Source organism: Nocardia thraciensis (assembly GCF_054782435.1).
Genome location: NZ_BAAGSM010000018.1, coordinates 494538 through 519107, shown reverse-complemented (window position 1 = coordinate 519107; position 24570 = coordinate 494538). Strand labels below are relative to the sequence as shown.

General features: G+C 66.4%; 27 protein-coding genes and 1 pseudogene. 16 read left to right on the top strand and 12 right to left on the bottom strand.

The window, feature by feature from the left end; translation table 11 throughout:
• From ACYVLQ_RS11790 to ACYVLQ_RS11780, 3 genes are all read left to right on the top strand, one after another.
• On the top strand, positions 1 to 281 hold a 281-nt coding region (locus tag ACYVLQ_RS11790; protein ID WP_460697426.1), incomplete at its 5' end, for a hypothetical protein.
• 41 nt (positions 282 to 322) lie between these two features.
• On the top strand, positions 323 to 631 hold the full coding sequence (locus ACYVLQ_RS11785; protein WP_460697425.1) for a hypothetical protein: 309 nt from the start codon (positions 323 to 325) through the stop codon (positions 629 to 631).
• A 43-nt stretch (positions 632 to 674) separates the two neighbouring features.
• On the top strand, positions 675 to 1163 hold the full coding sequence (locus tag ACYVLQ_RS11780; protein WP_460697424.1) for a hypothetical protein: 489 nt from the start codon (positions 675 to 677) through the stop codon (positions 1161 to 1163).
• 17 nt (positions 1164 to 1180) lie between these two features.
• On the opposite strand, the gene ACYVLQ_RS11775 is transcribed toward ACYVLQ_RS11780, so the two are convergent.
• On the bottom strand, positions 1181 to 1909 hold the full coding sequence (locus ACYVLQ_RS11775) for a hypothetical protein (protein WP_460697423.1): 729 nt from the start codon (positions 1907 to 1909) through the stop codon (positions 1181 to 1183).
• On the opposite strand from ACYVLQ_RS11775, the gene ACYVLQ_RS11770 reads away from it, so the two are divergent.
• Positions 1895 to 2275, top strand: a complete 381-nt coding sequence (locus ACYVLQ_RS11770; protein WP_460697422.1) for a hypothetical protein — start codon at positions 1895 to 1897, stop codon at positions 2273 to 2275. The two genes, ACYVLQ_RS11775 and ACYVLQ_RS11770, sit on opposite strands and share 15 nt — an antisense overlap.
• A gap of 462 nt (positions 2276 to 2737) precedes the next feature.
• On the opposite strand, the pseudogene ACYVLQ_RS11765 reads toward ACYVLQ_RS11770, so the two are convergent.
• A pseudogene (locus ACYVLQ_RS11765) lies at positions 2738 to 3409 on the bottom strand (phage major capsid protein); the annotation flags it as partial.
• A gap of 314 nt (positions 3410 to 3723) precedes the next feature.
• On the opposite strand from ACYVLQ_RS11765, the gene ACYVLQ_RS11760 reads away from it, so the two are divergent.
• Entirely contained in the window at positions 3724 to 4158 is a 435-nt protein-coding gene (locus ACYVLQ_RS11760) for a hypothetical protein (protein ID WP_460697421.1), read from the top strand.
• A gap of 525 nt (positions 4159 to 4683) precedes the next feature.
• Here the strand turns inward: ACYVLQ_RS11760 and ACYVLQ_RS11755 are convergent.
• Both ACYVLQ_RS11755 and ACYVLQ_RS11750 read right to left on the bottom strand, forming a co-directional pair.
• Entirely contained in the window at positions 4684 to 5379 is a 696-nt protein-coding gene (locus ACYVLQ_RS11755; RefSeq protein ID WP_460697420.1) for a RibD family protein, read from the bottom strand.
• Positions 5361 to 6665: a helix-turn-helix domain-containing protein gene (locus ACYVLQ_RS11750; RefSeq protein ID WP_460697419.1), complete on the bottom strand. Its 1305-nt coding sequence runs from the start codon at positions 6663 to 6665 to the stop codon at positions 5361 to 5363. Before ACYVLQ_RS11750 ends, ACYVLQ_RS11755 begins: the two co-directional genes overlap by 19 nt.
• Before the next feature lie 223 nt (positions 6666 to 6888).
• Between ACYVLQ_RS11750 and ACYVLQ_RS11745 the strand changes: the two genes are divergently transcribed.
• From ACYVLQ_RS11745 to ACYVLQ_RS11735, 3 genes are all read left to right on the top strand, one after another.
• Positions 6889 to 7554, top strand: coding sequence for a hypothetical protein (locus ACYVLQ_RS11745; protein ID WP_460697418.1), 666 nt, complete (start codon positions 6889 to 6891; stop codon positions 7552 to 7554).
• A 318-nt stretch (positions 7555 to 7872) separates the two neighbouring features.
• The gene (locus ACYVLQ_RS11740; RefSeq protein WP_460697417.1) at positions 7873 to 8502 is read left to right on the top strand and encodes a hypothetical protein; all 630 of its coding nucleotides are present in this window, start codon (positions 7873 to 7875) and stop codon (positions 8500 to 8502) included.
• Positions 8503 to 8607: 105 nt separating this feature from the next.
• Positions 8608 to 9630 (top strand): hypothetical protein, encoded by a 1023-nt coding sequence (locus ACYVLQ_RS11735; RefSeq protein ID WP_460697416.1) that lies wholly within the window; start codon positions 8608 to 8610, stop codon positions 9628 to 9630.
• A 570-nt stretch (positions 9631 to 10200) separates the two neighbouring features.
• Here ACYVLQ_RS11735 and ACYVLQ_RS11730 read toward each other — a convergent pair.
• Entirely contained in the window at positions 10201 to 11739 is a 1539-nt protein-coding gene (locus ACYVLQ_RS11730) for an MFS transporter (RefSeq protein ID WP_460697415.1), read from the bottom strand.
• Between the two features lie 149 nt (positions 11740 to 11888).
• Between ACYVLQ_RS11730 and ACYVLQ_RS11725 the strand changes: the two genes are divergently transcribed.
• Positions 11889 to 12644: a TetR/AcrR family transcriptional regulator gene (locus ACYVLQ_RS11725; RefSeq protein ID WP_460697414.1), complete on the top strand. Its 756-nt coding sequence runs from the start codon at positions 11889 to 11891 to the stop codon at positions 12642 to 12644.
• A gap of 52 nt (positions 12645 to 12696) precedes the next feature.
• Here ACYVLQ_RS11725 and ACYVLQ_RS11720 read toward each other — a convergent pair whose 3' ends face one another.
• Complete coding sequence (locus tag ACYVLQ_RS11720) at positions 12697 to 14163, bottom strand: catalase (RefSeq protein WP_460697413.1); 1467 nt, start codon at positions 14161 to 14163, stop codon at positions 12697 to 12699.
• On the bottom strand, positions 14160 to 14603 hold the full coding sequence (locus ACYVLQ_RS11715; RefSeq protein ID WP_460697412.1) for a Fur family transcriptional regulator: 444 nt from the start codon (positions 14601 to 14603) through the stop codon (positions 14160 to 14162). The genes ACYVLQ_RS11720 and ACYVLQ_RS11715 overlap by 4 nt, the downstream gene beginning before the upstream one ends.
• Positions 14604 to 14706: 103 nt before the next feature.
• Between ACYVLQ_RS11715 and ACYVLQ_RS11710 the strand changes: the two genes are divergently transcribed.
• Positions 14707 to 15927: an APC family permease gene (locus ACYVLQ_RS11710; RefSeq protein WP_460697463.1), complete on the top strand. Its 1221-nt coding sequence runs from the start codon at positions 14707 to 14709 to the stop codon at positions 15925 to 15927.
• Positions 15928 to 15993: 66 nt separating this feature from the next.
• Entirely contained in the window at positions 15994 to 17337 is a 1344-nt protein-coding gene (locus tag ACYVLQ_RS11705) for a serine hydrolase domain-containing protein (protein WP_460697411.1), read from the top strand.
• Positions 17338 to 17427: 90 nt separating this feature from the next.
• Here the strand turns inward: ACYVLQ_RS11705 and ACYVLQ_RS11700 are convergent, their stop codons facing one another.
• From ACYVLQ_RS11700 to ACYVLQ_RS11685, 4 genes are all read right to left on the bottom strand, one after another.
• Positions 17428 to 18006, bottom strand: coding sequence for an SMI1/KNR4 family protein (locus ACYVLQ_RS11700; protein WP_460697410.1), 579 nt, complete (start codon positions 18004 to 18006; stop codon positions 17428 to 17430).
• A 160-nt stretch (positions 18007 to 18166) separates the two neighbouring features.
• The gene (locus ACYVLQ_RS11695) at positions 18167 to 19201 is read right to left on the bottom strand and encodes an aspartate-semialdehyde dehydrogenase (RefSeq protein ID WP_460697409.1); all 1035 of its coding nucleotides are present in this window, start codon (positions 19199 to 19201) and stop codon (positions 18167 to 18169) included.
• Between the two features lie 2 nt (positions 19202 to 19203).
• On the bottom strand, positions 19204 to 20469 hold the full coding sequence (locus tag ACYVLQ_RS11690; RefSeq protein ID WP_068024289.1) for an aspartate kinase: 1266 nt from the start codon (positions 20467 to 20469) through the stop codon (positions 19204 to 19206).
• Positions 20470 to 20537: 68 nt separating this feature from the next.
• The gene (locus tag ACYVLQ_RS11685) at positions 20538 to 21011 is read right to left on the bottom strand and encodes an SgcJ/EcaC family oxidoreductase (protein ID WP_460697408.1); all 474 of its coding nucleotides are present in this window, start codon (positions 21009 to 21011) and stop codon (positions 20538 to 20540) included.
• A 175-nt stretch (positions 21012 to 21186) separates the two neighbouring features.
• Here ACYVLQ_RS11685 and ACYVLQ_RS11680 point away from each other — a divergent pair, with 175 nt between their 5' ends.
• Both ACYVLQ_RS11680 and ACYVLQ_RS11675 read left to right on the top strand, forming a co-directional pair.
• Entirely contained in the window at positions 21187 to 21678 is a 492-nt protein-coding gene (locus ACYVLQ_RS11680; protein ID WP_460697407.1) for a MarR family winged helix-turn-helix transcriptional regulator, read from the top strand.
• 206 nt (positions 21679 to 21884) lie between these two features.
• Positions 21885 to 22304 carry a secondary thiamine-phosphate synthase enzyme YjbQ gene (locus ACYVLQ_RS11675; RefSeq protein ID WP_460697406.1) on the top strand — a complete coding sequence of 140 codons (420 nt, stop codon included), beginning with the start codon at positions 21885 to 21887 and terminating at the stop codon, positions 22302 to 22304.
• A gap of 147 nt (positions 22305 to 22451) precedes the next feature.
• Here the strand turns inward: ACYVLQ_RS11675 and ACYVLQ_RS11670 are convergent, their stop codons facing one another.
• Positions 22452 to 23003, bottom strand: a complete 552-nt coding sequence (locus ACYVLQ_RS11670) for a dihydrofolate reductase family protein (protein ID WP_460697405.1) — start codon at positions 23001 to 23003, stop codon at positions 22452 to 22454.
• A 59-nt stretch (positions 23004 to 23062) separates the two neighbouring features.
• On the opposite strand from ACYVLQ_RS11670, the gene ACYVLQ_RS11665 reads away from it, so the two are divergent.
• From ACYVLQ_RS11665 to ACYVLQ_RS11655, 3 genes are all read left to right on the top strand, one after another.
• Positions 23063 to 23665, top strand: coding sequence for a TetR/AcrR family transcriptional regulator (locus tag ACYVLQ_RS11665; protein ID WP_460697404.1), 603 nt, complete (start codon positions 23063 to 23065; stop codon positions 23663 to 23665).
• A gap of 61 nt (positions 23666 to 23726) precedes the next feature.
• Entirely contained in the window at positions 23727 to 23912 is a 186-nt protein-coding gene (locus ACYVLQ_RS11660; RefSeq protein WP_460697403.1) for a DUF1918 domain-containing protein, read from the top strand.
• Positions 23913 to 24088: 176 nt separating this feature from the next.
• A complete protein-coding gene (locus tag ACYVLQ_RS11655) occupies positions 24089 to 24544 on the top strand; it encodes an SRPBCC family protein (protein ID WP_460697402.1) in 456 nt (151 codons plus the stop codon).
• Positions 24545 to 24570 lie beyond the last annotated feature (26 nt).

Sequence of the window (24570 nt, the reverse complement as noted above, 5' to 3'; positions counted from 1 at the left end):
GGGTGGTCCCATGCTCATGGCAAAAACGGCTCCGAAGTGGTCCCTTCCTCCTGGCAGCCGACAGGATGCGCGCCCAGCTCGCCGCGCGCATCGATGAGGCGGTGCCGGAGGTGCCCGGTATCGGTGATGCCGTGGTGAGGTACGCGCTGGCGTGGCGGGTCTGGCATTTCGAGACGACCAGTTGCGACATGACCGACGACTGCCCCGAAGCGCGGGACCTCATCCGCGCCCGCACGGCCTACACCGACCTCACAGCAGCAGCCGCGGCGGTCGAACCGTGACCGGCGGCCCAGCAGACAAGGGCGGGAACCCTATAGCTGGGTTGCCGCCTGACGAGTTCGGCGACGGGCTCGACCGGTGGGCCCAGCACGACCGGCTGACTCGTGTCCTGGCGGAATGGACGCCGCGCTGGGGAGTGCTGGTCTACCACGACGACGGCACCGGGCGGACCTACCCGTCCGCGGTGTACAGGCCCTACCCCGAGGCGGAGGCTCGCGGCCTGGTGGAACACCCGAACACCTACATCCGGCCGCGAGGCGACGGATTCCAGGTCGGACGCCGGGCAATCCCGTGGCTGCCCAACAAGCCACCTCCCCACGAATACGTGCCGATGGACGACTCCGACAAGTAGCACACCGCGTCGGGCAGTCGCGACGCGTATTAGGCTTCCCGACATGACACAGGGAGACGAACAAATGGGATTCGAAATCGAATTCGATGACAAAACCCAAGCATTCCTGGACTGGGTTGCACCCGACCGTATGGAATCGCAGATTCGGACGTTCCTGAGCGAGACGCTCGAAGGTGTCGCGGACTACGACGCAGATAACTGGTGGAGCCCGCCCGTGTCGACGCGGATCATGGACGCAGCGAAACTGCGATTCGGCAGCCGTGACGAATTCCTCTCGTCCGAACATCGTGATGCAGCAGACCAGTTCATTCGGTTCCTCGGCGAGTGCTATGTGCGCCGTGCAGGGATGGAATGGACGAATCAACCGGACTGGGCTGGATCGCTGTTTCCGGACTTCGGTCCGGCGGTGCGGTATGACGATGATGTTCGGAGTGTGACGTTGATTGCCGATGACTTGTTCGATGACAAGTTCGGTGGAACGAAGTCGATCGAGTACAACATCTCCGACGCCGTGAAACTGCACACACGGTAACGGTTCTAGCTACCAGGCTACTTATGGGGGTGCGTACAGCCGTGCCCGATGAATACGACGCCGTACGGCGAGACCTGAGCAACTACGAGCGCGGCCTGTACTTCGAACTCGGGCGGGCACACCTCCGCGGCGAAACACCCGAAAGGGGGTGGGTGAAACAATTTCAGATACCCACCGCTCGCGGCCCTCGAATACTCGACAACGCCAACACTCAAGGCAAAGGCGCCCGGGGTATCGAGCGGAAATCCGGTCGAGTTGATGACAGAACCCTCGAACAACTGAAACGTGAACGCGTCGGGCTGCAGACGGGGAAGATCACTCACAGCCGATGGGAGACTGTCGCCGGAGAGAAAATCAGCCCCCAGGTTCGTGAGTACATGGAACAACTCGGCCGTGACTTCCCCGGCCGATTCGAACACGCCGAGATATCCCGCAAGGATGCCGCGAGGGCTATCGAGGTCGGAAGGAGTCTCGCGTCCCGGCAACTCGAATTGGTCAAGGCGTACGCGCTGGATCGCGCCGACCGCGCCCGGAAACGTCTGGCCAATATCCGTGAGATCGTTCGCAGACGGGAAGCCGAGGCCAAGGCGAAAGCGGAACGCGAGCGACAGGCCCGAGAAAAGGCCGAGCGAGAAAGACGAGAACGCGAAGCCAAGGAAGTCAGAGACCGGGCCGAACGCACCCGAGTGCAGGAGAAGGCAGCTCGGGAATTCCCGACGCTCGGGGAGCTGATGTCGCGGGGGCAAGGCGACGAGAACACCGCGCGGGGGCGCGGCGCGCCGGACGCGGCCGAGAAGGCCCGCCAACGCGAAGCGGCCGACGCTGCCACCGCGAAGGCCACCAAGGCGCGGGACGCGGCCGACGCCGCCGCACGGAAACAGCAGCGGGACGCGGCGGATCGGCTCGGGCAGACGGCCCGGGAAGCGCGCGAGGCTGCGGCCCGGGGACAGCGGGGCGACATGGCTCGCGAGGTCGCGGACCTGCTGAGGGTCACCCAGCCGACACCTGGTGTGGAACGGCTCAGCCGCGAAGCGATAGAGGCGGCCCGGACGCGCGCCGGTCGGGAGGAGCGCGGCCGAGAACGCGAGCGGGAACCACGAGAACGCAACTGACCCAGCGGATTCCGCTGCGCAACCGGTAGATACCGGGAACTTTTGAACCCTCCGCACCCCCGAACGCCCTCGGCCGGGGTCGCGCGGCGGGGGTGGGGTCGGGTACCTCCCGGTGGGGTGGGCCGGGGTCAGCGCGCCCCCTTCGCCGAGTTGCATGACCTGCACAGAACTTGCAGCGGCCCGGCCGCTCGGCCACTGATCGCGACGGCAATTACGTGGTCGGCGGTGAGGTCGGTGGCCGCTGCCATCCGGGCACCAATCACCGTGCCGGGCCCGGTGTTGGGCGACGGCAGCGGCGCGGCGCTGGCGTTCTGCCCAGTCCAATGTTCTCTTGGTGGGCGTGGTGGCGCGCCGGTGCCGGTTGTCCTCGGCACGATGTGCAGCACATCGTGTTTCGGGTTGGAGCGCAGGACAACCGGGCACCGAGCACGGCCGCAGTGATGCTCTGGGCATCGGTCCGGGCTATGCCGCGTCGTAAAGGCGCACGAGCCCGGCGGGGTGCGGGAATCCGAACGCCAGGCGGGTGATTGCGCGGATGCTGATGCGGTCGCTGGTGAAGTGCGAGTGTTCGCTGATACGCAGGTCGGTGTCCTTGCGCAGCACCACGAACGTGCGGTCCTTCGGGATTCCCCAGATGGTTCCGGCGGCGACGGCCGGGGTCGGCATGAGTGGGACGCCGAGCACGGTTCGGTGGGTCGGCCGGGTGGGATCATTGCCCAGCAGCGGCTCATTCGATCCGGTGGCCTTCTTGACCTTGGCCAGCGCGAGCACGGTGGCAGGGTGGGCGGCAAAGGTGTTGATCTCCGCACCCACGGTCTCGGCCTTACTCAATGCCTCGGCGAACGGGTCGGTGTTCGCGATCGTCGCGCCGGTGTCGACCACTTGCACGCCGGTGACGCTGAGCAGCCCGTTCGGGCCGTTGGTGATGGTGTTGCCGAAAAACGCGGCGTCGATCTTCTTCGCCACGTCGCGGGCGATACCGGCGCCGATCACTTCCTGCGCCTCGGGCGAGCCGTCGTCGGCGAGCTCGGAGCTGATCACCGTCAACGTGGCGAGCTTCTTCGGGGTTACCACGATCTCATCCGAATCGGCGTCGGACGCAGGGATTTCGGCTCCTTCGGCGACCCAAGAACCCGGAGGGGACGCCGAAGCGGGAGGTGTTCATCGCAGACGAGGTGACAACCATCCTCAACGCGGCTGCGGCGCGCGGCCTACGGCTATTCATCGTGTGCCTGCTGGCGTTCGCTGGTCTACGGAAGGGTTAGATAGCCGGACTGCGCTGGGACGCAATAGATTTCAAGAACGAACGCATGTCGGTGTGGGAACAGCGGAAACGGAACCGACGCAAGAAGGCCGATCGCGCCGAGAGTGAGAGCGCGACCCTGGTCGGCGATACCAAGACTGAGGAATCGCACCGAGATTTGCCGCTACCGCCGACCCTCGCCGCCATGCTGAAGCTCGTGCGCCAGTGGCAACGCGAAATGCACATAGCCTCCGGTCGCCGGTTCGGTGTCGACGGGGAGCTACCCACACACGTCGTGGTGAACCCGTCCGGCGGCGCGGTACACCCGGAAACGGTGTACGAACGGTGGGCCGACTTCGTGCGGACGCTGCCCGTGCTCTACCTGCACTTGCACGCCGCGCGGGACACCTGCGCGACGCTGCTGGCGCTCCGCGGCGTACTCCCCCATCTCGTCGGCGCATGGCTGGGCCACAAGGCCAAGGGCATGATCGCATCGCCGGTGACAGGCGAATACATCCACGGGGAGTGGGAGTTTCGGGTGATCGTGGCCGCCGAGTGGGAGGCGATTTTCGCGCCCATTGTGACATCTTGTGACATGAAGAAGGCATTTCAGGGCGGGAAACACCAGCTCAGCGCATGATCAACGCTCGAAACCTGTCTTCCGAGGGGACGGCAGGAGCGCGGCCAGGGGTATTCATGAGTTCGAACAATGAAGGCGCGTCAACTCGACCCGGAAGCGCCGAGCCCGAGCTACTGGAGCCCGACGACCAAGTCCACTACCACCGCGTGATGGCTTTCTGGCTGAGTGCGTCGAAACGATCTCGGAAATCGCCGCCGATGGCGCATCGGTCCGCAGCACGCCGCACGGGTTCGAGCACGCGCAGGGTTCTGGTTGACGACACCTCGGAAAGCTTCTCCAGTACGGGAAGACCTTCATCGAGCGCCCCGCGCACATCGCCGGCGCCTACGCGTGTCGCGGCCGACCAGGCGCGCAGGTTCGTTGCGTTGCGGGTTCCAGCCTGCTCGGCGGCGGTAACCCGGACACGCGGCGACAGGGACGAACTCGGAAGAGAACGCGAGAAAGGTCCACGAACCAGACAGTGAAAGCAGCAGACGCATGACCGATAGGGAAACAGATCTACCCCTGCCGGCCACGCGCCAGAGATTAGCTGTCGGAGGACTCTTGCTTGGGGTGGTACCGAAGCAACGCGACATCGCCAATCTGCGTGACGTCGACCAAGTGCATTCGGCGCCGGGTTCCGCCCGGAAATTCCGCCGGGTTCAAAAACCGAGGCGCGTCGGTCTGACCGACCAGCAGCGGTGCGACAGCGACGTGAACTTCATCGGCGAGACCAGCGGACAACACCGCTGTATGGATGCTGGTACCACCTTCGATCATAAGCTGCCCGATTCCGCGGTCTCCCAGATCATCGAGCAGCGCACCGAAATCGACTGCCGCGCCCAGAGATACCACCGTGGCTAGCTCGCCGAGATGATCCCGCAGCTTCTCCGCCCCGGTGTCGGTGGTGTACACAATCGGCCGTCGTTCCTCGACACCGTGATGCCAGAACTTGGCGCCCGGGTCGAGGTCGCCGGACCCAGTGACCACGACCTTCTGCAGATGCCCCGGCTTGCCTGCCGCCACGCGGGCCGCCCGCCGTGCCTCGCACTTGATGATCAGTCGCGGATTGTCGCGCCGCAGCGTTTCCGCGCCGATGAGAATCGCGTCCGACTCGGTCCGTACCTGGTCGACGCGGTCGAAATCCTCCGCGTTGGACAGGTGAAGCCGCTCGGGAATCGCGTCATCGATACAGCCGTCGATGCTGACTGCAACGGAGCAGACTACGTACGGTCGGGGCAACTCGGGTCCTTCCACTCCTGGTACGCGGCAACGAACTCACCCACGCCGGGCTGCGCGCTGGCTGGGTCGATCGCTTCCCCCAGCTGTACCACCTTCGCCATGATCCGGCCCGACTCGGTACCGATCCCGATGCGGAGCGCCTCGAGGCCGAGTTGAGCGGCTGGCTCGATTTCTCCGGCCGCTATGTGCGCGACCGCGGCCCGCGCGAGGTAGACACCCTTGTCTCGTGGGTAGCCCGACTGCATGCGTGCGGTGGCGGTCGCGAACTGCTGTGTGGCGGAGCGGTATTTGCCCGTCTCGGCCAGGCTGTAGGCCTCGTAGGCGTCGATGTAGGACTGGTCCAGGAAGAACCCCCACGCGGGGTCTGTGTCGGCGCTTTCAACCATCGTCCGCGATTCTTGGTACCCACGGGCACTCGCGGCCGGTTCGCCCGCCAGCGCTTGGGCGTGGGCTCCGAATGTGACGGCCGCCGCGGCGAACAGCGAGTCGGGCGGGGCCGAACGTCTGGCTTCCTCGGCGAACTCCCGGCCGCCCTCGTAGTCGTCCATGTCGCAGGCCAGCTGGCTCATACGCACGAGCGACAACCCCACGTAGTAGTTATCCCCGAGCTGATGTGACCAGGTGAGCGCCTTCTCCGCCCAGTGCTGCGCCTTCTCGAACATCCGCTGATCCTGGAACTGCCAGGCCGCCGTCTCGGCGTACATGGCCAGCAGTCGCAGAATCGTCTGCGAGTCAACGACTTTGGCGCGGCGCAGCGCCTGCATCCGCGTGATGGCTGTGAGTACTTCGGGCAGCGTCTCCTTCGCGCCGTACAGGTTGTCGGACTCGATGATCGTCATCCGCTTATCGAGGAAGTGCTGGACGTGATCGATGTCCGTGTTGGCGAACATGGCGGCCAACGGCTGCGAGGACAACGCGGCACCGGCTACCCCGGCTCCGATACCGAGAACAAAATTGCGGCGCGGCACCGACACCAGAACAACCTCTCCCGTCGCCGTACGGGTCGGCACCAGCACATAGTCAGCGTCGATACCCGATTCCAGCAGCGCACCGAGTTTGTGCGCGGCATCGACGCCCACGGTAGTCGGACCGCCCAGTATGGACCAGAATCGCTCTACGACGCCGGTTTCCGCTTGCTGTAGCTTCCGGTCCAGCTGCTGCGCGTACCGCGGTGTGAGCTGAATAGTCTCCTTACGACGCTCCCACTTCTTCACAGCTTCGACGGAAACCCCAGCCCAGGCGGCAAATGCTTCCTGCCCCAGGAGAGTCGCCTCCCGCAGGGCCATCGCCTCACGGCCGGTCCATTTCGAGCACACATTCATCCGTTGAGCCCCTAATCAACAGGTTGAGTGCACCGAGGGTACCCCTCCGGTACACCGCCGGTACCTGGTCTGACCAGGCTCGTTGCGAAATGGTTGATTTGGCCCCCAGCCGCCAGGTTCGTAGCCGAAACGCCCAGGACCGCTTCTCGGCGGCGGGGCCGGTCACTGACCGAGCCGAGAGGAAGACATGGATACCAGCGCACAAGGCGCCCACAAACCGATCGCAGTCTGTCTGATCCGATCCGATGTACCGGGGCTCGAGGCACCGCGGCACGCGATGCTGGCGCAGCGCCACGCCGCACAACTGGGGTACACCTGCCTCTATACGGTGCGCCCGCCAGCCGACTCTCCGGACCCGATCGAGTACGGACTCGGCATGGCAGCCGGGCTCAACGCCAAAGCCATGATCGTCTACGACCTAGCCACGGTGAACGACAACCCCGCCCGCGTATGCGACATGTTCGACCTGGAGACGGTGAATCCGCCAACCACATGGGCGGCCGCGCTTGCCACCACCGCCGGACTGGACCACAGGCACCCCGAAGGCCCGCTCACTGCGCCGGAAGCGCACCGAATCATGCGCCAGCACATCGGTTGTCGTGCTGACGAGTGCCCACGCAAGGCAAGCGCCCACAACTGCCTCGTGCGGACGGGCAAGATCGTTCCCCCAGTGGACACCCTCCGAGAGCGAGCGGCCGCAAAAGGCATGGAACTGCCGCCCGCGATCACCGAACCGTCGCAGCCCTCCGGGCCGGACCTGCAGACGTTGCTGGATGTGCTCGACGGACTGGCAGACAGCACGACCGACTCCCAGCTGCTCGCGGCCCGGTTGTCACCAGGCTCCGAAGGCTAAGCGCGACAATGAGTTTCGACTGGTGGCGCGACCGCGCCGAGGAAGGGCACACGGTGCAGGAGATCCGCGAACGGATCACACAGGAACAACAGGCCGTCGGCTGGTACCACGCAGCACCCACCCCAACCACTGACAGTCGATAAGGCACACCGGATCACCCAACAGCACAAAGACTGCCAACTGGCAGACTGCCCACGCAAGAGCGCCGCATGGCAGACACTCATCGAGGCCGGGAAGATCAAACCCGACAGCGGCCGTATGCACTAGGCGCGGCCGATACGATCCGACATGTCATCGATGTCAACGGTTGCGAGGGGTGTGGAATTGGTGATCGACGAACGGATTAACCCTGGCTGGTTCGATGAGAGCGCTCAGCATGATCCAGCATGGCTCGCATGGAAGAATTCAGACCGCATCAGGAGCCAGATACAGAAACTGTTCACCGAATCCCTGCCGTCCATCCCTACCAGCGGGCCGGACCGGTGGCGCAGGTGGAACGGCGATTTCCTGCCACCGCTCCCCAGCGACGTGGACCACTACGACCGCGATTTCCTGGAGCACTGGATTCCCGAAGCTCTCGACTACTTCTTCCCTACTGTAGAGGACGCGTACGAGCCGCAGAACTGGGATATGGTCGACCAATTCACCTGCTACCTCGGCGAATACTTCGTTACCCGCTGTGGCGGGGTGTGGTTCAACGGCAGCAAAGACCCGAACCCCATGCACAACGAACAAGCGGTGAACCCGAGGGTCGGATACGAGTGGGCCTACGACACCGACCAGGAGGGGACGGCGGACGATCCCGTCGACTTGCTTTTCCAGGCGTTGACCCCGGTCGATGACGACGGCAACTCCGATGAGGAAGGCACGCGAGACTTCACCGTCGTCACGACCGAAATGGATGACCGCCTAGAGCAATACCGAGACATGCGCCAAGCGCAGATCTGACACGTAGAGGGGGCGATCGTGGACGGCGACGACGAGGAACGCCGCCACCGAGCCCGACGAGAAGGCAACACTCCCCAGGATCGGGGCCGCCAATTTCATCGGGGGATGGCCCAAGAACGCGGAGAAACCCGCGAAACCGGTTGGCGTCACGAGCAAACGATAAAAACTGAACTATCGGAAAGGCGGCACGATACGACCCGCACCAACGAAAAGGGTGGCCGCGACTTCACCGAATACAAGTACGGCAACCGCGTCGGCGGTCAGAAAACTCTGCTGCAAATCGACAAGGACCGCAACGTTCTGGAACGTGACCCGAACGCTACCGGGGCGTGGGTAGTGAAAAAGGGCGCCCTCGACCGGGAGGTCAGAGAAAAGCTCGGAACATTGATCCGGGATTTCCCGAACCGGTTTCGAGTGCAGGAGGTGAGCCGGGCCGATGCCGACCGGGCACGCCGACAAGGGAAGGCCCTGGAGGCGCGGGAGCGGTCGCAGCAGTTGGAACTGAACGTGAACGTGAATGCCTTGCTGCGGGCGCAGCGGGTACGCGACGCGGCCCGCCGAACACGAGACCGGGACCGCACCCAGGAAGCGGCCCGACGAGCGATCGACGCACGCAACCGAATGCAACGCCAGCGATCGGAGAGAGCGAAACAGAGAGAGGCCCAGGAGAAGACGGAGCGGACTGTCCGCGAAGTACGGGCCAAGGCTGCTCGTGAGGCGGCAATGCGATTCCCGACGCTCGGCGAGCAACTGGCACGTCACGGGGACTCGCAGGCCGCGGAGAAAGGAGCCCGAACCGAAGCGAACGCATCCGAGACGGCGCGCCAGCGCGAAGCTGAGGCCGCTGAGAAGGCCAGGAAGGCTCGCGAGGCGGGCGACGCGGTAGCGTGGCAGCGGCAGCGCGAGGCCGCCGACCGGCTCGCACAGACGGGACGGGAGGCACGAGAGGCAGCGGCCAGGGGTCAACTCGGCGATATGGCCCGCGAAGCCGCCGACATGCTGAGAGTTACCAGGCCGACACCCGGCGCCGAACCGCTGACCCGCGACCAGATAGAGGCAACCCGGACACGCGGCGACAGGGACGAACTCGGAAGAGAACGCGAGAAAGGTCCACGAACCAGACACTGAAAGCAGCAGACGCATGACCGATAGGGAAAACAGATCTAACCCCGGGCCCGCGCAGCGAGCCGGAAAACACACGTCACGGCAGGCGAGTGCACACCCAACCCGACGACGAACGGCTTCCGAGGGACGGCAGGATCGCGGACGGCGGGTGGCGGGCGGGCATCCGTTGCGGCGTTGTGATCTTGGTCGGCGGCGCGTCCGGCGATCTCGAGGAATGATGGGTGGTACGCGCGAATAAGGTTGGGAGCGACGATGGAAACCGCAGTCGTCTTCGTACTGGCCTGCCTGCTCTACTGGTGGGGAATGCTGTAGACCGGCCGGGCCGCTGCCCGTCACGACCGTCCATAACGAACTCTGCCCCGGCCTTAGCGGCCGGGGCAGAGTCATTCTCGGTTGTGGCCAGTGTGCGCCGGACAGAGTCCACTCGGTTGCGGCCAGTGTGCGCCGGGCAGGGTCCTCTTGGTTGCGGCCGGTGTGCGCCGGGCAGAGTCATTCTCGCTTGCGGTCAGTGTGCGCCGGGCAGAGTCGTCTCGGTTGCGGCGTGCGCCGGGGCGGAGTTGCCGTCGGGACTCGTCAGTGCGTGCCTACCAGTTCGTTGTCGGCGTCCTCGGCCGTATCGCCCTCGCCGCCAACGTTTTTCACATTGCGCATCAGCAGGGCCGCTACGATCGCGGCCGCCACGGCGCTCAGCGCGCCGATGGTGAAGGTGGCCGACATCGCGGAGCTGAAGGCGTGGCGGGCCAGGCCGATCACGCCGTCGTCGCCGCTGCCGAGGGCGCTGGCGATGGACTCCCGGGCACCGGTCGACACCCATTCCGGCATCTCGTCGGTGTAGGTCCCGGCGAGAATCGCGCCCAGCACCGCCACGCCCATCGACGCGCCCGTCTGCTGCACGGTGTCGTTCAGCGCGGAACCGACCCCGGCGTGCTCGGACGGCACGGCGCTCATCAGGGCGCCGATGGCCGCGGGCATCGCCAGGCCGCCGCCCAGGCCGAACAGCGCCGAGGCCAGGGCCACCGGCCAGAAGCCGCTGTCGGCGTCCAGCATCGCCAGTGCCCCGAAGCTCGCGGCGACGATCGCCAAGCCGGTCGCGGTGATGACCTTCGCGCCGAGCTTGGTCACCAGACTCGCGCCGATACCGTTGGCCGCCAGCAGCGCGATCGCCATCGGCGTGAACGCCAACGCCGTGCGCATCGGCGAGTAGCCGAGCACGAACTGCAGGTACTGGGTCAGCACCAGCACCAGGCCACCATTGGCGAAGTTGGCCAGGACCAGCGAGAAGCTGGAGCCGGTGAAGGTCCGGTTGCGGAACAGGTCGAGCGGCACCATCGGCGAGTCGGTGGTCACCTCGCGGATCACGAAGGCGATCAGCGCGACCACCGCCGTGCCGAACGCGATCAGGATGCGAGTGTCGTTCCAGCCGTGCTTGGGCGTCTCGATGATCGCCCACACCAGCGCCACCATCCCGACCATCGACAGCACCATGCCCGGGTAGTCCGGCTTGCGCCACGGACCTTTCGACTCCGGCATCAGCGCCAGCGCGGCCACGATGGCGATCACCGCGATCGGCACGTTCATCAGGAACACCGCACCCCACCAGAAGTGGTCGAGCAGGACGCCGCCGACCACCGGGCCGCCGACCATGCCGAGGGTCGCCACCGCGCTCCACGCCGCGATCGCCTTGGGCCGCTCGTCGTCGTCGAAGACGGTGATGAGGATCGACAGCGTGCTGGGCATGATCAGCACGCCGCCGATGCCCATGAACACTCGGCCCGCGATCAGCAGTTCCGGACTGTTCGCGTAGGCCGCGAGCAATGAGGCCGCGCCGAACAGCACCAGCCCGATGACCATCACCAATCGGCGGCCGTAGCGGTCGGACAGGCTGCCCGAGGTGAGCAGCAGGCCCGCGAACACCAGCAGGTACGAGTCGATGATCCATTGGATCTGCTGCGCGCTGGCGCCGAGATCGGTCGCGATATCCGGGATCGCGACGGTCAGCACCATGTTGTCGACCACCAGCACCAGCGAACTCAGGCACAGCACCACCAGGATCAACCAGCGGCGCGGGTTGCGGGCGACCGCATCCCGGGCGGCCGTTTCCAGTGTCTCCATCGTGAACCCTTTCCAAGAGCCTCCGCACGTCGTGCGCTATGGCGAACACTGTACGGTTAACGCACAGTGTGCGCAATAGGTACGTCGTTCGTGATTCCGCACACTGTACGAACGGTGCGCTATGCTCGGGGCACGAGGAAGGAGCGGTGATGGGCACCCCCACGGAGAAGGCCACGACGGCGCAGCAACTTCCGTCGGTATGGACGCGGCCGCAGCGGGCGCGGCGCGAGACCCCGGCGCTGAGCCGGGACCAGATCGTGAACGAGGCGATCGCGCTGCTGGATCAGGAGGGCTTCGAGGCGCTGAGCATGCGCAAGCTGGGCGCACGCCTCGACGCGGGCGCGACCTCGCTCTATACCCATGTGGCGAACAAGGACGAACTCCTCGAGCTCGTCGTCGACCAGGCCATGGGCGAGGCACGGATTCCGGACGCCATCGAGAATGGCGACTGGCGCGCCACCATCTTGCACGTCTGCCGCGAGATCCGCGCGACCATCCTGCGGCACCCGTGGATCGCGGTGGTCCTCAGCAGCGCGGGGCTGGCGCTGCTCGGCCCGAACATGATGCGGGTGACCGAGTCGATGCTGGCGATCTTCGAGGAGGCGGGCTTCGACGACGACACGACCGATCTGGGAGCCGACGCGATCTTCGCCTTCGTCGTCGGCACCACCTCCGCCGAGGCGGCGACGATGAGCTCGATCGCGCGCAGCGGACTCGAGGAGAAGGAATGGATCGGGCGCCTGCTGGATGCCACCGCGGCGGTGTCGAAACCGTATCCGCGGACCTACCGGCGCGCCGTCGAACATCGCGACCGGGACCACGCCAGCCTGCGCGAGGACACCTTCGAGCGCGAGGTCGGCCTGATCATGGACGGAGTGGAGGCGCAGCAGCGGCGCAAGCGCTGAGCAGGACGAAGGCCCGCACTGGAATCCCGGTGCGGGCCTTCATATCTCGTTATCAGGCGTGGCCGTTGAGGCCGGTGCGCACGCCCTCCTCGATGCGCTTGCCGATCTCCGGGTCGACGCTCTTCCAGTAGTCGAACACCCGGCTCAGCACGGGCTCCCGCACGCCGCCCAGCACATGGCCGACGACGTTGCCCACCAGGCGATCTCGCTCCTCGTCGTTGTACACCTCGCGGACCAGGGTGCCCGCCTGGGTGAAGTCGCCGTCCTCGCGGTGCTGGATGTATCCGGCGCGCACGGCCTCCTGCCCGAAGGTCCAGGCGCCCTCGTCACCCGCTCGGGCCGGATCGGCGTGCGGGCCGCCGTACGAATTCGGCGCGTACACAGGCACTTCCGGTGCGTTGTAGTCGTACCGCATCGCGCCCTCCTTGGAGTAGGTGTTCACCTCCGCGGCGCGGGCCCGGTTCGGCGGCAGCTGCGCGTAGTTGGTGCCGATGCGGTAGCGGTGCGCGTCGGCGTAGGAGAACACCCGGCCCAGCAGCATCTTGTCCGGCGAGAAACCAATGCCCGGAACGACATTCGACGGCTCGAAGGCGGCCTGCTCGATATCGACGAAGTAGTTCTGCGGGTTGCGATTCAGCGTCCACCGGCCGACCTCGATCAGCGGGTAGTCCTTGTGCGACCACACCTTGGTCAGGTCGAACGGGTTGAACCGGTAGCCCTCGGCCTCGGACTCCGGCATGACCTGCACGTGCAGGGTCCAGCTCGGGAACTCGCCGCGCTCGATGGCCTCGTACAGGTCCTGGCGGTGGAAGTCGGGATCGGTTCCGGCCAGCCGGTCCGCCTCGGCCTGGGTCAGGTTCTCGATGCCCTGATCGGTCTTGAAGTGGTACTTCACCCAGAAGCGCTCACCCTTGGCGTTGACCCACTGGTAGGTGTGCGAGCCGTAGCCGTTCATGTGGCGGTAGGTGGCCGGGACGCCGCGGTCGCCCATCAACCAGGTGACCTGGTGCGCGGTCTCCGGGCGCAGGGTCCAGAAGTCCCACTGCATGTTGTGGTCGCGAAGTCCGCTGCCCGGCAGGCGCTTCTGCGACCGGATGAAGTCGGGGAACTTGATCGGATCCTTGATGAAGAAGACCGGGGTGTTGTTGCCGACGATGTCGTAGTTGCCGTCCTCGGTGTAGAACTTCACCGCGAAACCGCGCGGGTCGCGCCAGGTGTCGGGGCTGCCCTGCTCGCCCGCCACCGTGGAGAAACGCACCAGCGACTCGGTGCGCGCGCCGGGCTGGAACAGCTTGGCCTTGGTGAAACGGCTGACGTCGTTGGTCACGACCAGTTCGCCGTACGCGCCCGCACCCTTGGCGTGCACGATCCGCTCCGGCACGCGCTCCCGGTTGAACTGCGCGAGCTTCTCGATCAGGTAGTGGTCGTGCAGCAGGATGGGGCCCTGCGTGCCCGCGGTCAGCGACTCGTTGTCGCTGGCGACCGGGATACCGGTGTTCGTCGTGGTCGGCTTGGTCATTCGACGCCTCCTCGGGCTGGTGAACGGCAGTCAGGGCACAGCCCCCAGTACACGACCTCGGCCTCGTCGATGGCGAAACCGTGCGCATCCGACGGGTCGAGGCAGGGGGCGCTGCCCACGGCACAGTCCACATCCACGACCGTGCCGCAATTCCTGCACACCAGGTGGTGATGGTTGTCGCCGGTGCGGGCCTCGTAGAGCGCCGCCGATCCGGCCGGTTCGATCCGCCGCAGCAGGCCGGAGTTCACGCAGGCGCGCAACACGTCGTAGACGGCCTGCGTGGACACCGAGCCCAACTGCTTGCGAACCGTGGCGGCAACTCGATCGGCATCCGAATGTGGTTGGGCTGTCACCGCATCCAGCACCGCGACCCGCGGGGCGGTAACCCGCAGGCCGACCGAGCGAAGTCGCTCGCGCGGATCGAAACCACCGGTGTGCATGAACCCAGTCTGCTCATTTTCTGGAATAAGTCAAGAAAAGACTTTCAGGTCTGTTGTGGGTGGCGGGACCGTCGACGAGGATGATCGCGTGACCGCTTCGGAGATGCGACGCAGGCTGGGGCTTGCGGACTCGGTGACCATCGGCTTGGGCTCGATGGTGGGTGCCGGTATCTTCGCGGCGCTGACACCGGCGGCCGCGGCGGCCGGGCGCTGGCTGCTGCTCTCGCTGGCGGTGGCGGCGGTCGTCGCCTATTGCAATGCGATGTCGTCGGCGCGGCTGGCGGCGCTGTACCCGGTGTCGGGCGGCGCCTACGTCTACGGGCGGGAACGTCTCGGGCCGTTGTGGGGGTATCTCGCCGGCTGGGGCTTCGTCATCGGGAAGACGGCCTCGTGCGCGGCGATGGCGCTGACCGTCGGCAGCTACGCGTGGCCCGAGCGGGCTCGAATCGTGGCGGTGCTCGTGGTCGTGGGGGTCACCGCCGTGAACTGTGCGGGAGTCCGGAAGTCGACGCTGGCCACCCGGATCATCGTGGCGGTGACGCTGGCGGTGCTGGCGGGTGTCGTCGGCATCTGCGTGCTCGGAAGGCATTCCGCCGCAACGTCGCTGGCCGAGGGCGTCGGTGCGACCGGTGTCCTCCAGGCCGCCGGGCTGCTGTTCTTCGCCTTCGCCGGGTATGCCCGCATCGCCACCCTCGGCGAGGAGGTGCGCGACCCGCGGCGCACCATTCCACTCGCGATCGGCATCGCGCTGGGGGTGGCGCTCGCCGTCTACGCGGCCGTCGCGGTCGCTGTGCTCACGGTCCTCGGTTCCGGCAGGCTGGCGGACGGGATCGATCCCCTCGCGCGCGCCGTATCCGCCGCGGGCGCGAGCGAATTCGCCCCGGTCGTCCGGGTGGGCGCGGTCGTGGCGGCAAGCGGATCTCTCCTGGCGCTGCTGCTCGGCGTATCGCGCACGACGCTGGCCATGGCTCGCGACCGGCACCTGCCCGGTGCGCTGGCGGTCGTGCACCCACGCCTCGAAGTACCGCAGCGGGCGGAAGTTCTTGTCGGCGCGGTGGTGGCCGTCATCGCTGCTACGGCGGATCTGCGTGCGGCCATAGGCTTTTCGTCCTTCGCGGTACTGGTGTACTACCTGATCGCCAATCTGTCGGCGGCAACATTGAGCGAGACGGAAGGCCGCCCACCCCGGTGGATTCCGGTCCTGGGCACCCTCGGTTGCGCGGTCCTCGGCCTCACGCTCCCCCTCACCTCCGTCCTGATCGGCCTAGGGGTGCTGGCCCTCGGAGCGGGTGTCTACGCGGTCCGCGGCAAGCATCGAGGCTGACGTCGGCGGAACATGCAGCGGTTATCGCGCGCTGTCCGCTGTGGACACGCGGGATAGCCTGAGATCATGGGGCGCATCCTGGGATGGCTGGCGGGTGTGGTGGTCATCGGATCGATGACGGGCGGGGTATTCGCAGTGCCCGTTCGGGCCGAACCGGAGGCTGTGTGCGAGGTGTCGTCCGGGCGTGAGTTCGCTCGAGTCGCGCCGGAACAGGCCGGGCTGGACCCTGGTCGGCTGGATGCCGCGATGCGATTTGCCATGGAGCGAAATCGGTTGAATGTCAAGGTGTTCCGGCACAATTGTCTGATCGGCGCCGGGCCGCGCAATGCGGAGACCGATCACATTCCCTGGAACGCCTGGAGCGCCACCAAGAGCGTGGTGTCGCTGATCGCCGGAGTCGCGTGGGACCGTGGCGCACTCGATATCTCCGCCCCGATCGGACACTATCTGCCGCCGGGCCTGGGCGACGCGGCGCACCGCGCGATCACGGTCGAGAACCTGCTCACCGAGACCTCCGGACTGCACATCGGGCTGCTCAACGAGGGCGCCACCGCGGTTGTCCCCATCGATCCCAACAGCGCCGTGCAGGCGCTGGGCCTGCCGCTGGACAATCCGCCCGGTACCGAGTTCGCCTACAGCCAGCGCAATGTGGATCTGCTGAGCTACGTCCTGGAGCTAGCGGTCGGCGAGCCGCTGCAGCAGTTCGCGCAGCGGGAACTGTTCGATCCGCTGGGTATCGCGCGGAGCGACTACTACTGGGCCCGCGACCGTTCCGGGCACACCTACGGGTACGCCCACCTGATGATCCCGCCCGACGACCTCGCCAAGCTCGGTCTCCTGGTGAGCAATGACGGCCGGTGGGGTGAGACCCGGGTGGTGTCGAGCGAATACCTGCGCCGCGCGACGCGTCCCTCGCCGGCCGATCCCTGCTACGGATATCTGTTCTGGGTCGGGTCCGGATGCGTCGAGATGCCGCAGTTCCTGCCCGCGGATGTGTACGAGATGTCGGGGCTGGGCCTGCAGAACGTCTTCGTCATCCCCAGCCTCGACCTGACCGTGACGTGGACCGGGTTCTTCGGCAATCACAGCGATCTCGGCGTGAGCGGCACCCTGCAGAACACCTCGGAGCTGACCCACGAGTTCTTCCGGCGCCTGTTCGCCGCGTTCGAGGAGCCACCGGTACCGGATCCGGGCCCGTATGTGGAGCCTCCCGTCCGCCTGGATCCCCGCAACTACTTCGACCCGGACATCACCCTGGGCGTATTCGGCCTCGGACCGTACGCGTATCCCGGCTGCAATGTGCTGTCCTGCTTGAACGCCCCCCTCGCGCCGCCGTTCACCGACGCTCCGCCGGGCTGCGCCCTCATCGCATGCCTCGGCCCCGACCCGCGAACGCCCGGAATCCGCTGACCGCCCACTCCCGCACCCCGCACGTGATCTCGCACCCCGTGCAAGCCCTGCAGCGAGTGCGGGAATGGGCGCGGGGTGCGTGGATGCCGGTCACCCGCGGCCGACGGGGCCAGTGACGAGTTGGGCTCGGAGGTCGGCGTTGAGGCGGGCGGCGGCGTGGTTGAGCCAGCTCTGGTAGTAGTCGAGAAACGCTGGGCCCAACGACCATTCGCCGCGGCGGTACCCCAGGTAGACGACCCGGCCACGAGACGCTCCGGCGACGACCAGCCCGATGAAGTCCCCGTATCCGACATCGCTGATCACCAGGAACCCACCGTCCGGCCGCTCCGCACCCGGCCCGAGCGAACCCTGTTCGCCACACGGAAACGATTGCGCACAGGCATGATTCGCCGACCGGGTCATCCGCTCCCAGCTGATCCCGCAGTAGGGGCCGGCACCGACGCCCACCTGGGTGAGAAACGCCCGGAAACCGGAGTCCAGCACACCCGCCATCACCGATTCCAGCTCCGCGAGCCGCTCCGGGTGTACCGGCCAGGTGAGGTAGGAGTGCAGGTTTTCCCCGGAGGGAACATCGCCGTCGAAGGGCCTCGGTAGCAACGCATCCCGCTCGCGCAACCAGTCGAGGCGCCCACGAATCCAGTTCAACCGCACATGCAGTTCGTCCTCCATCGGACGATCATGACGATCGAACACCTCTGAGCGCCAACATCATTCGTCGTTGTGTCGCAGAGAAATCCCAGGTGGCCGCCGAAGTTACACACCTTTCACCAAGATTGAACATTCCGGAAAAGCGGCGAGCCGAACCGAGGGGGAAGCCGAACGAATCTTGTCAGCGTTGCGCGAGCAACACTTCCGCGATCTGAATCGTATTGAGGGCGGCGCCCTTTCGGAGGTTGTCACCCGAGATGAACAACGCCAGGCCACGGCCCTCCGGGACGCCCGGATCCTGGCGGATGCGGCCCACCAGCGACTCGTCCTTACCGGCCGCCTCCAGCGGGGTGGGTACCTCGACCAGGCGCACGCCGGGGGCGCCGGCCAGGATCTCCTGGGCACGCGCGACCGAAAGCGGCTGCGCGAATTCGGCATTCACCGACAGCGAATGCCCGGTGAAGACCGGCACGCGCACGCAGGTGCCGCTGACGAGCAGGTCCGGCAGGCCGAGGATCTTGCGGCTCTCGTTGCGCAGCTTCTGATCCTCGTCGGTCTCGCCGGAGCCGTCGTCGACCAGCGAGCCCGCCAGCGGCAGCACGTTGAACGCGATCGGCGCGACATACTTGTCCGGCTCGGGGAACTCGACCGCGGAACCGTCGTGCGTCAGCTTCTCGGCGTCGCCGATCACCGCGCGCGCCTGCGCCGCGAGCTCGTCGACACCGGCCAGCCCGCTGCCGGACACCGCCTGGTAGCTGGAGACGATCAGGCGCTGCAGGCCCGCCTCGTCGTGCAGCGGCTTGAGCACCGGCATCGCCGCCATGGTGGTGCAGTTCGGATTGGAGATGATGCCCTTGGACAGGTTGCGGACCTGCTCCGGATTGACCTCGCTGACGACCAGCGGAACCTCGGGATCCTTGCGCCACGCCGAGGAATTGTCGATGACGGTTACACCGGCGGCGGCGAACCGCGGCGCCTGCACCTTCGACATCGTGCCACCCGCGGAGAACAGGGCGATGTCGAGCCCGCTCGGGTCGGCGGTCTCGGTGTCCTCCACCACGACCTCGCCGCCGCGCCAGGGCAGTTTCTTCCCGGCCGAGCGGGACGAGGCGAAGAACCGCACCTCGTCGGCGGGAAAGTCGCGCTCCTCCAGCAGTTTTCGCATGACGGCGCCGACCTGCCCGGTCGCGCCGACAACGCCTACGCGCACGCCCATGATCAGATCCCCGATCCGGCGTGCACGACCGCCACCTCGTCGCCGCCCAGATCGAAGGCCTTGTGCAGCACCTTCACGGCGTCGTCCAGTTCGGTGTCCTTGACCAGCACCGAGATCCGGATCTCCGAGGTGGAGATCAGGTCGATGTTGATCCCGTTCTGCGCCAGCGCCTCACAGAAGGTGGCGGTGACGCCCGGGTGGCTCTTCATACCGGCGCCGACCAGCGACACCTTGCCGATGTGGTCGTCGAACAGGACCTGCGAGAAGCCGATATCGCCCTGCCGCTTGGTCAGGAACTCCACCGCCTTGGGACCGTCGGTCTTGGGCAGGGTGAAGGTGATGTCGGTCTTGCCCGTCTCCACCTTGGAGATGTTCTGCAGCACCATGTCGATGTTGATCTCGGCGTCGGCGATGGCACGGAACACCTTGGCGGCGTAGCCCGGCTCGTCCGGCAGGCCCACCACGGTCACCTTGGCCTCGCTGCGATCGTGCGCGACGCCGGTGAGGATTGCTTTCTCCAAGGGGATGTCCTCCATCCATCCGTAAACGTAGGTGCCGTTCTTGTCGGTATACGAGCTGCGCACGTGCACAGGCACGTTGAAGCTGCGCGCGTATTCCACGCAGCGCAGCATGAGCACCTTGGACCCGCAGGCCGCCATCTCCAGCATCTCCTCGAAGGAGACCTGTTCCAGGCGCTGCGCATCCGGGACGATCCGCGGGTCGGCGGTGAAGATGCCGTCCACGTCGGTGTAGATCTCGCAGACGTCGGCCTCTAGCGCCGCAGCCAGCGCGACCGCGGTGGTGTCGGATCCGCCGCGACCCAGCGTGGTCACGTCCTTCGAATCCTGCGACACGCCCTGGAACCCGGCGACCAGCACCACGAAGCCCTCGTCGAGCGCCTCGCGCACCCGCGACGGGGTCACGTCGATGATCCGCGCGTTGCCGTGCGACCCGGTGGTGATCACACCGGCCTGCGAACCGGTGAACGAACACGCCTCCGCACCCAGCGAGTGGATCGCCATGGCGACCAGCGCGTTGGAGATGCGCTCGCCCGAGGTCAGCAGCATGTCCATCTCGCGCGGCGGCGGCGAGGGCGCCACCTGCTGGGCCAGGTCCAGCAGTTCATCGGTGGTGTCGCCCATCGCGGAGCAGACGACCACGACGTCGTGGCCCTGCTTCTTCGTCTCCACGATCCGCTCAGCGACGCGCCGGATACGCTCGGCTGACTCGAGCGAGGATCCTCCGTACTTCTGAACGACGAGAGCCACGACGGGGTCCTCCAAAGATCGACTAGCTGCATTACCAGGACCCCAGAGTACCGATCGGCATCCAGCGATTATCGATGCACCTCTACCGGGGGCATTGCCGACGACGCCATCCGAGCGTCGAATTTCGCGGTCAGCGGGGCCAGGATCCACGCGTACTTCGTATTGTGGAAAGCCGAAATTTCCCAATTGTCGCCGCGGCGGACCAGCACCCACGTCTGCACCTTCGTGTTACGGCGGGTGCGGCGCTGCTTGCCCTTCACCAACGCACCCCTGCCGTGCACGACGGCGACGTCCGGGGTGAGAAATCGCACCTGGGTGATCTCGCCGTCCTGGCGTGAGCCCTTCTGGAACTTCTCGAACAGCGGCACGTGGCTCGCCTCGATGTCGGCGCGGCCCTTGTGATGGGTGCCCAGGAAGGTCACATAGTCGGCATCGGGCGCGAAAACGGCCGCGTAGGCCGCGGCATCGCCCGCCGCCCATGCGGCGCTCGCGCGGTCGAGGACGGCACGGACGGCGAGTTCGTCGGCGCTGCGGTCGGTCATGAAGGTCTCCATTCCATCTGCTTCATGCAGTAACTGCATGACACATTAGCTGCATCACTAAGATAATGATCGGCCGAAGGGCTATCGTCAAGGCCCGCGCCGTTCGGCGCGCGGGCGAGTCCGGCCGGGGATTGCCGCGGACCGGAAGTGTGCTGCCGATGCGACGGGAGATGCGGTGACGACGAACAAGGCGGACTTGGGCGAGAAACTCACCCTGGCCGCGCAGCGCAACGCCACGGACGCGGTGATGATGCACCAGGCGGTCGCGGACCTGCTGGGCCTGCATGTGACGGATCTGCGCTGCCTGAACCTGCTGCGCCTGGGCGGGCCCGCCACGCCCGGCGAGCTGGCGACGCGCACGGGGCTTACCACCGGCGCGGTCACGCGGATGATCGATCGCCTACTCACGGCCGGATTCGTCACCCGAGAACACGACGCCCAGGACCGCCGCCGGGTCATCGTCACCGCCGTGGAGGACCGCATCGCGGAGATCGCCCCGCATTACGAACTATTGGCGCGCGAATTCGGAAAGATCATGGGCGACTACAGCACCGAGCAGCTGGAACTGCTGCTCGAGCTGTTCGACCGCCTGCACGAGACCTCGTTGCTCGTGACCACGAGGCTGCGTGAGATCCCGGCCAAAAGCGCGCCGGGAATGCAGGAGTGACGCCGCCTGCGCGGTGCGGAAGGGATACGGGTGTGCCGTCGCCTGCGGGGTGCGCCCGGGAATGCAGGAGTGACGCCACCGGCGGGGTACGGCAGGAATACGGGAGTGCCGCCGCCTGCGGACGCGACCGGGATACAGGAGTGCCGCCACCAGCGGGCGCGACCGCAATACGGGAGTGACGCGACCGGAGAGGGGACGATGGGATCATGAAGAGCACAGAGATCGAGGTGAGCACGGGGCGGTCCGAAGTTGTCCACGACCTCACCCCGCAGTGTGCGGCCTTTCTGCGCGAGGCCGCCGGGGGCAGGGACGGGCTGCTGCACGTGTTCGTCCCGCACGCGACCGCCGGGATCGCGCTGATCGAGCTCGGCGCCGGGAGCGACGACGACCTGCTGGCCGCGCTGGGTGATCTACTGCCCGCCGACGACCGGTGGCGGCACGCGCACGGCACGCGCGGGCACGGCCGCTCCCACGTCATGCCCGCGCTGATCGCGCCCTATGCCACGATCCCGGTGCTGCGCGGCGAGATGGCGCTGGGCACCTGGCAGTCGGTGGCCTTCGTCGACCTCAACGTCGACAACCCGAACCGCCGGGTGCGCCTCTCCTTCCTTGCCGACCCCAGTTGACAGTGCGGATGGGACGCACGGGGCGATTGGCGAACCGCTGCTGAACGGCGTAGTTACGGACCGGCTTTCGCATGGGAGTACCACCTTTGCTGAACAGTCTTTCGACACTTGCTGATTCGGGCCTTACGCCCGGGTGAACCAGGTGACCTAGGCGCCGTTGTCGAACTCGTGGCGCTGGGTCGGACGGAACAGCGTCGGGCGGAAGTTTCCGGACAGCACCGGCACACCGGCGCCCGCGATCACCGGGTAGCTCTTGATGATCAGTTCATCGATCTCGTCGACGAGCTGACTCGCGAGCTTCCCGCCGCCGCACAGCCAGATGTCGCGCCCCTCCTCCCGCTTCAGCCGCCGCACCAGCTCGACCGGGTCGCCCTGCACGACCTCGACGTTCGGATCGTCGACCGGATCGAGCGCGGACGACACGACGTACTGCTTCATGTGCGCATAGGGACTCGGAATCCCGGCGTCGATCGCGGGCTGGTAGGTCCCGCGGCCCATGATCAGCGTGTCCCACTCCTTGTTCGGTACGTCGACGGCCATTCCCACGTGCGGCCGGATGTGCGTCGGGACCACCTCCGGGTACCGCTCGTTCATCCAGGCCGTCATCTCCTCGGACACCGGATAGAACTCGACCTCCCCGGCGGGCCCTGCGATGTAGCCGTCCAGGGACACGCCGACGTAGTAGACAAGCTTTCGCATTTGGTTACCGCCTTGATTGTTGTACTCTGTTTATAGTGATTAGAAATGTAGTACTACGGATGGAGTGGTGTCAAGTGCGGACCAACCCGGAACGTCGACAGACCCTGCTGGATGCGGCGATCGAGGTCCTGGCCAGGGACGGGGCACGCGGCCTGACGTTCCGCGCGGTGGACCGGGAGGCGGCCGTACCCGCGGGCACGGCCTCGAACTACTTCGCCAATCGCGACGACCTGCTCACCCAGGTGGGCAGCCGGTACTACGAGCGCCTGCAGCCCAGCCCGGAAACGCTGGCGCAGGTGACCACCGCGCCCCGCACCCGGGACGCGGTCGCGGACCTGATGACCGAGGTCGTCGAGCGGGTGGCCGCCTTCCGCACCGGCTACCTGGCGCAGCTGGAGTTGCGGCTAGAGGCGGCCCGGCGCCCGGAGCTGCGGGCGGTCCTCACCGAGCGGGTGCGCGCCGACCTCGATTTCAACGTCCGCAATCACCTGGACAACAACATGCCCGGCGACGAGACGACCGTGCTGCTGCTGTATCTGTCGCTGAACTGGCTCATTCTCGAAAGGCTCACGCTGCCCGAGATCTTCACCGAGGAGCAGAGCCGCGAACTGATGCGCGCCGCGGTCGCGCGCGCGATTCCCGAGGACGCGGGCCGCGGATAGCGGCGCGGACTGGCACTCGACCACCTTGTGATGCTCATCACTGTCGGCCGATAATGCGGTCATGCAAGCGAATGTCGGTGACCAACTTCTGGTGCACAGCCGAGTGGTGGGGATGCGCGTCCGAACGGGCGAAATCATCGAAGTGCGCGGCGACGACGGGAACCCGCCGTTCGTGGTCCGGTTCGATGACGGGCACGAAAGCCTGATGTTCCCGGGCCCCGAATGCGAGATCCGCCCGCCGCGTTGACCGGACTCGCTCCCGCCCCCGCGATGAGTCGCCGCGGCCGGACCAGCCGAGAGCGGCGAAAGGCCTTGCGACTCTTGCGCGGATCGAGTCTGTCTGCTCAACAGACCACACGGTTGACGAGCGCTGTGGCCCCGGAGACAATCGGGCCGAAGCATTTGGGGGGTGGAGGGCATGACATGCGCACGAAGACCGACCATCGATTCGTCATAGATATCGATCCCGAGCAGGTCATGGAAGCGTTGCTCGCGGTCGATCGGATTCCGGAATGGTCACCGTCGCACAAGGACGTGCGCGTGGCGACTCACGATGACTACGGGCGGCCCAAGCGGGTGTACGCCACCGTGACACCTTTGGGCAACTCCGATCGCCAGGTCATCGAATACGACTGCGCCGACGACCGGATCACCTGGGAGGTGATCGAGAGCGGCGCCGGCGGCGGCGGGCGCGGCTGGTTCGAACTCGACGTCAGCGACGAGGGCACCGAGGTCTGGTACCACGCCGAGCTCTATCTGCCGATCCCGGTGCCGGGAATCCTGATGAAACGCAGCATTGCCCGCGTCAACGAGGAAGCGGTGCAAAATCTGATCGAGTTCATCGAGAAGTTCCGATTCGAGAACTACGAAGTCGGCTGAACTTACCCTTTCAGCACCCGCCGCAA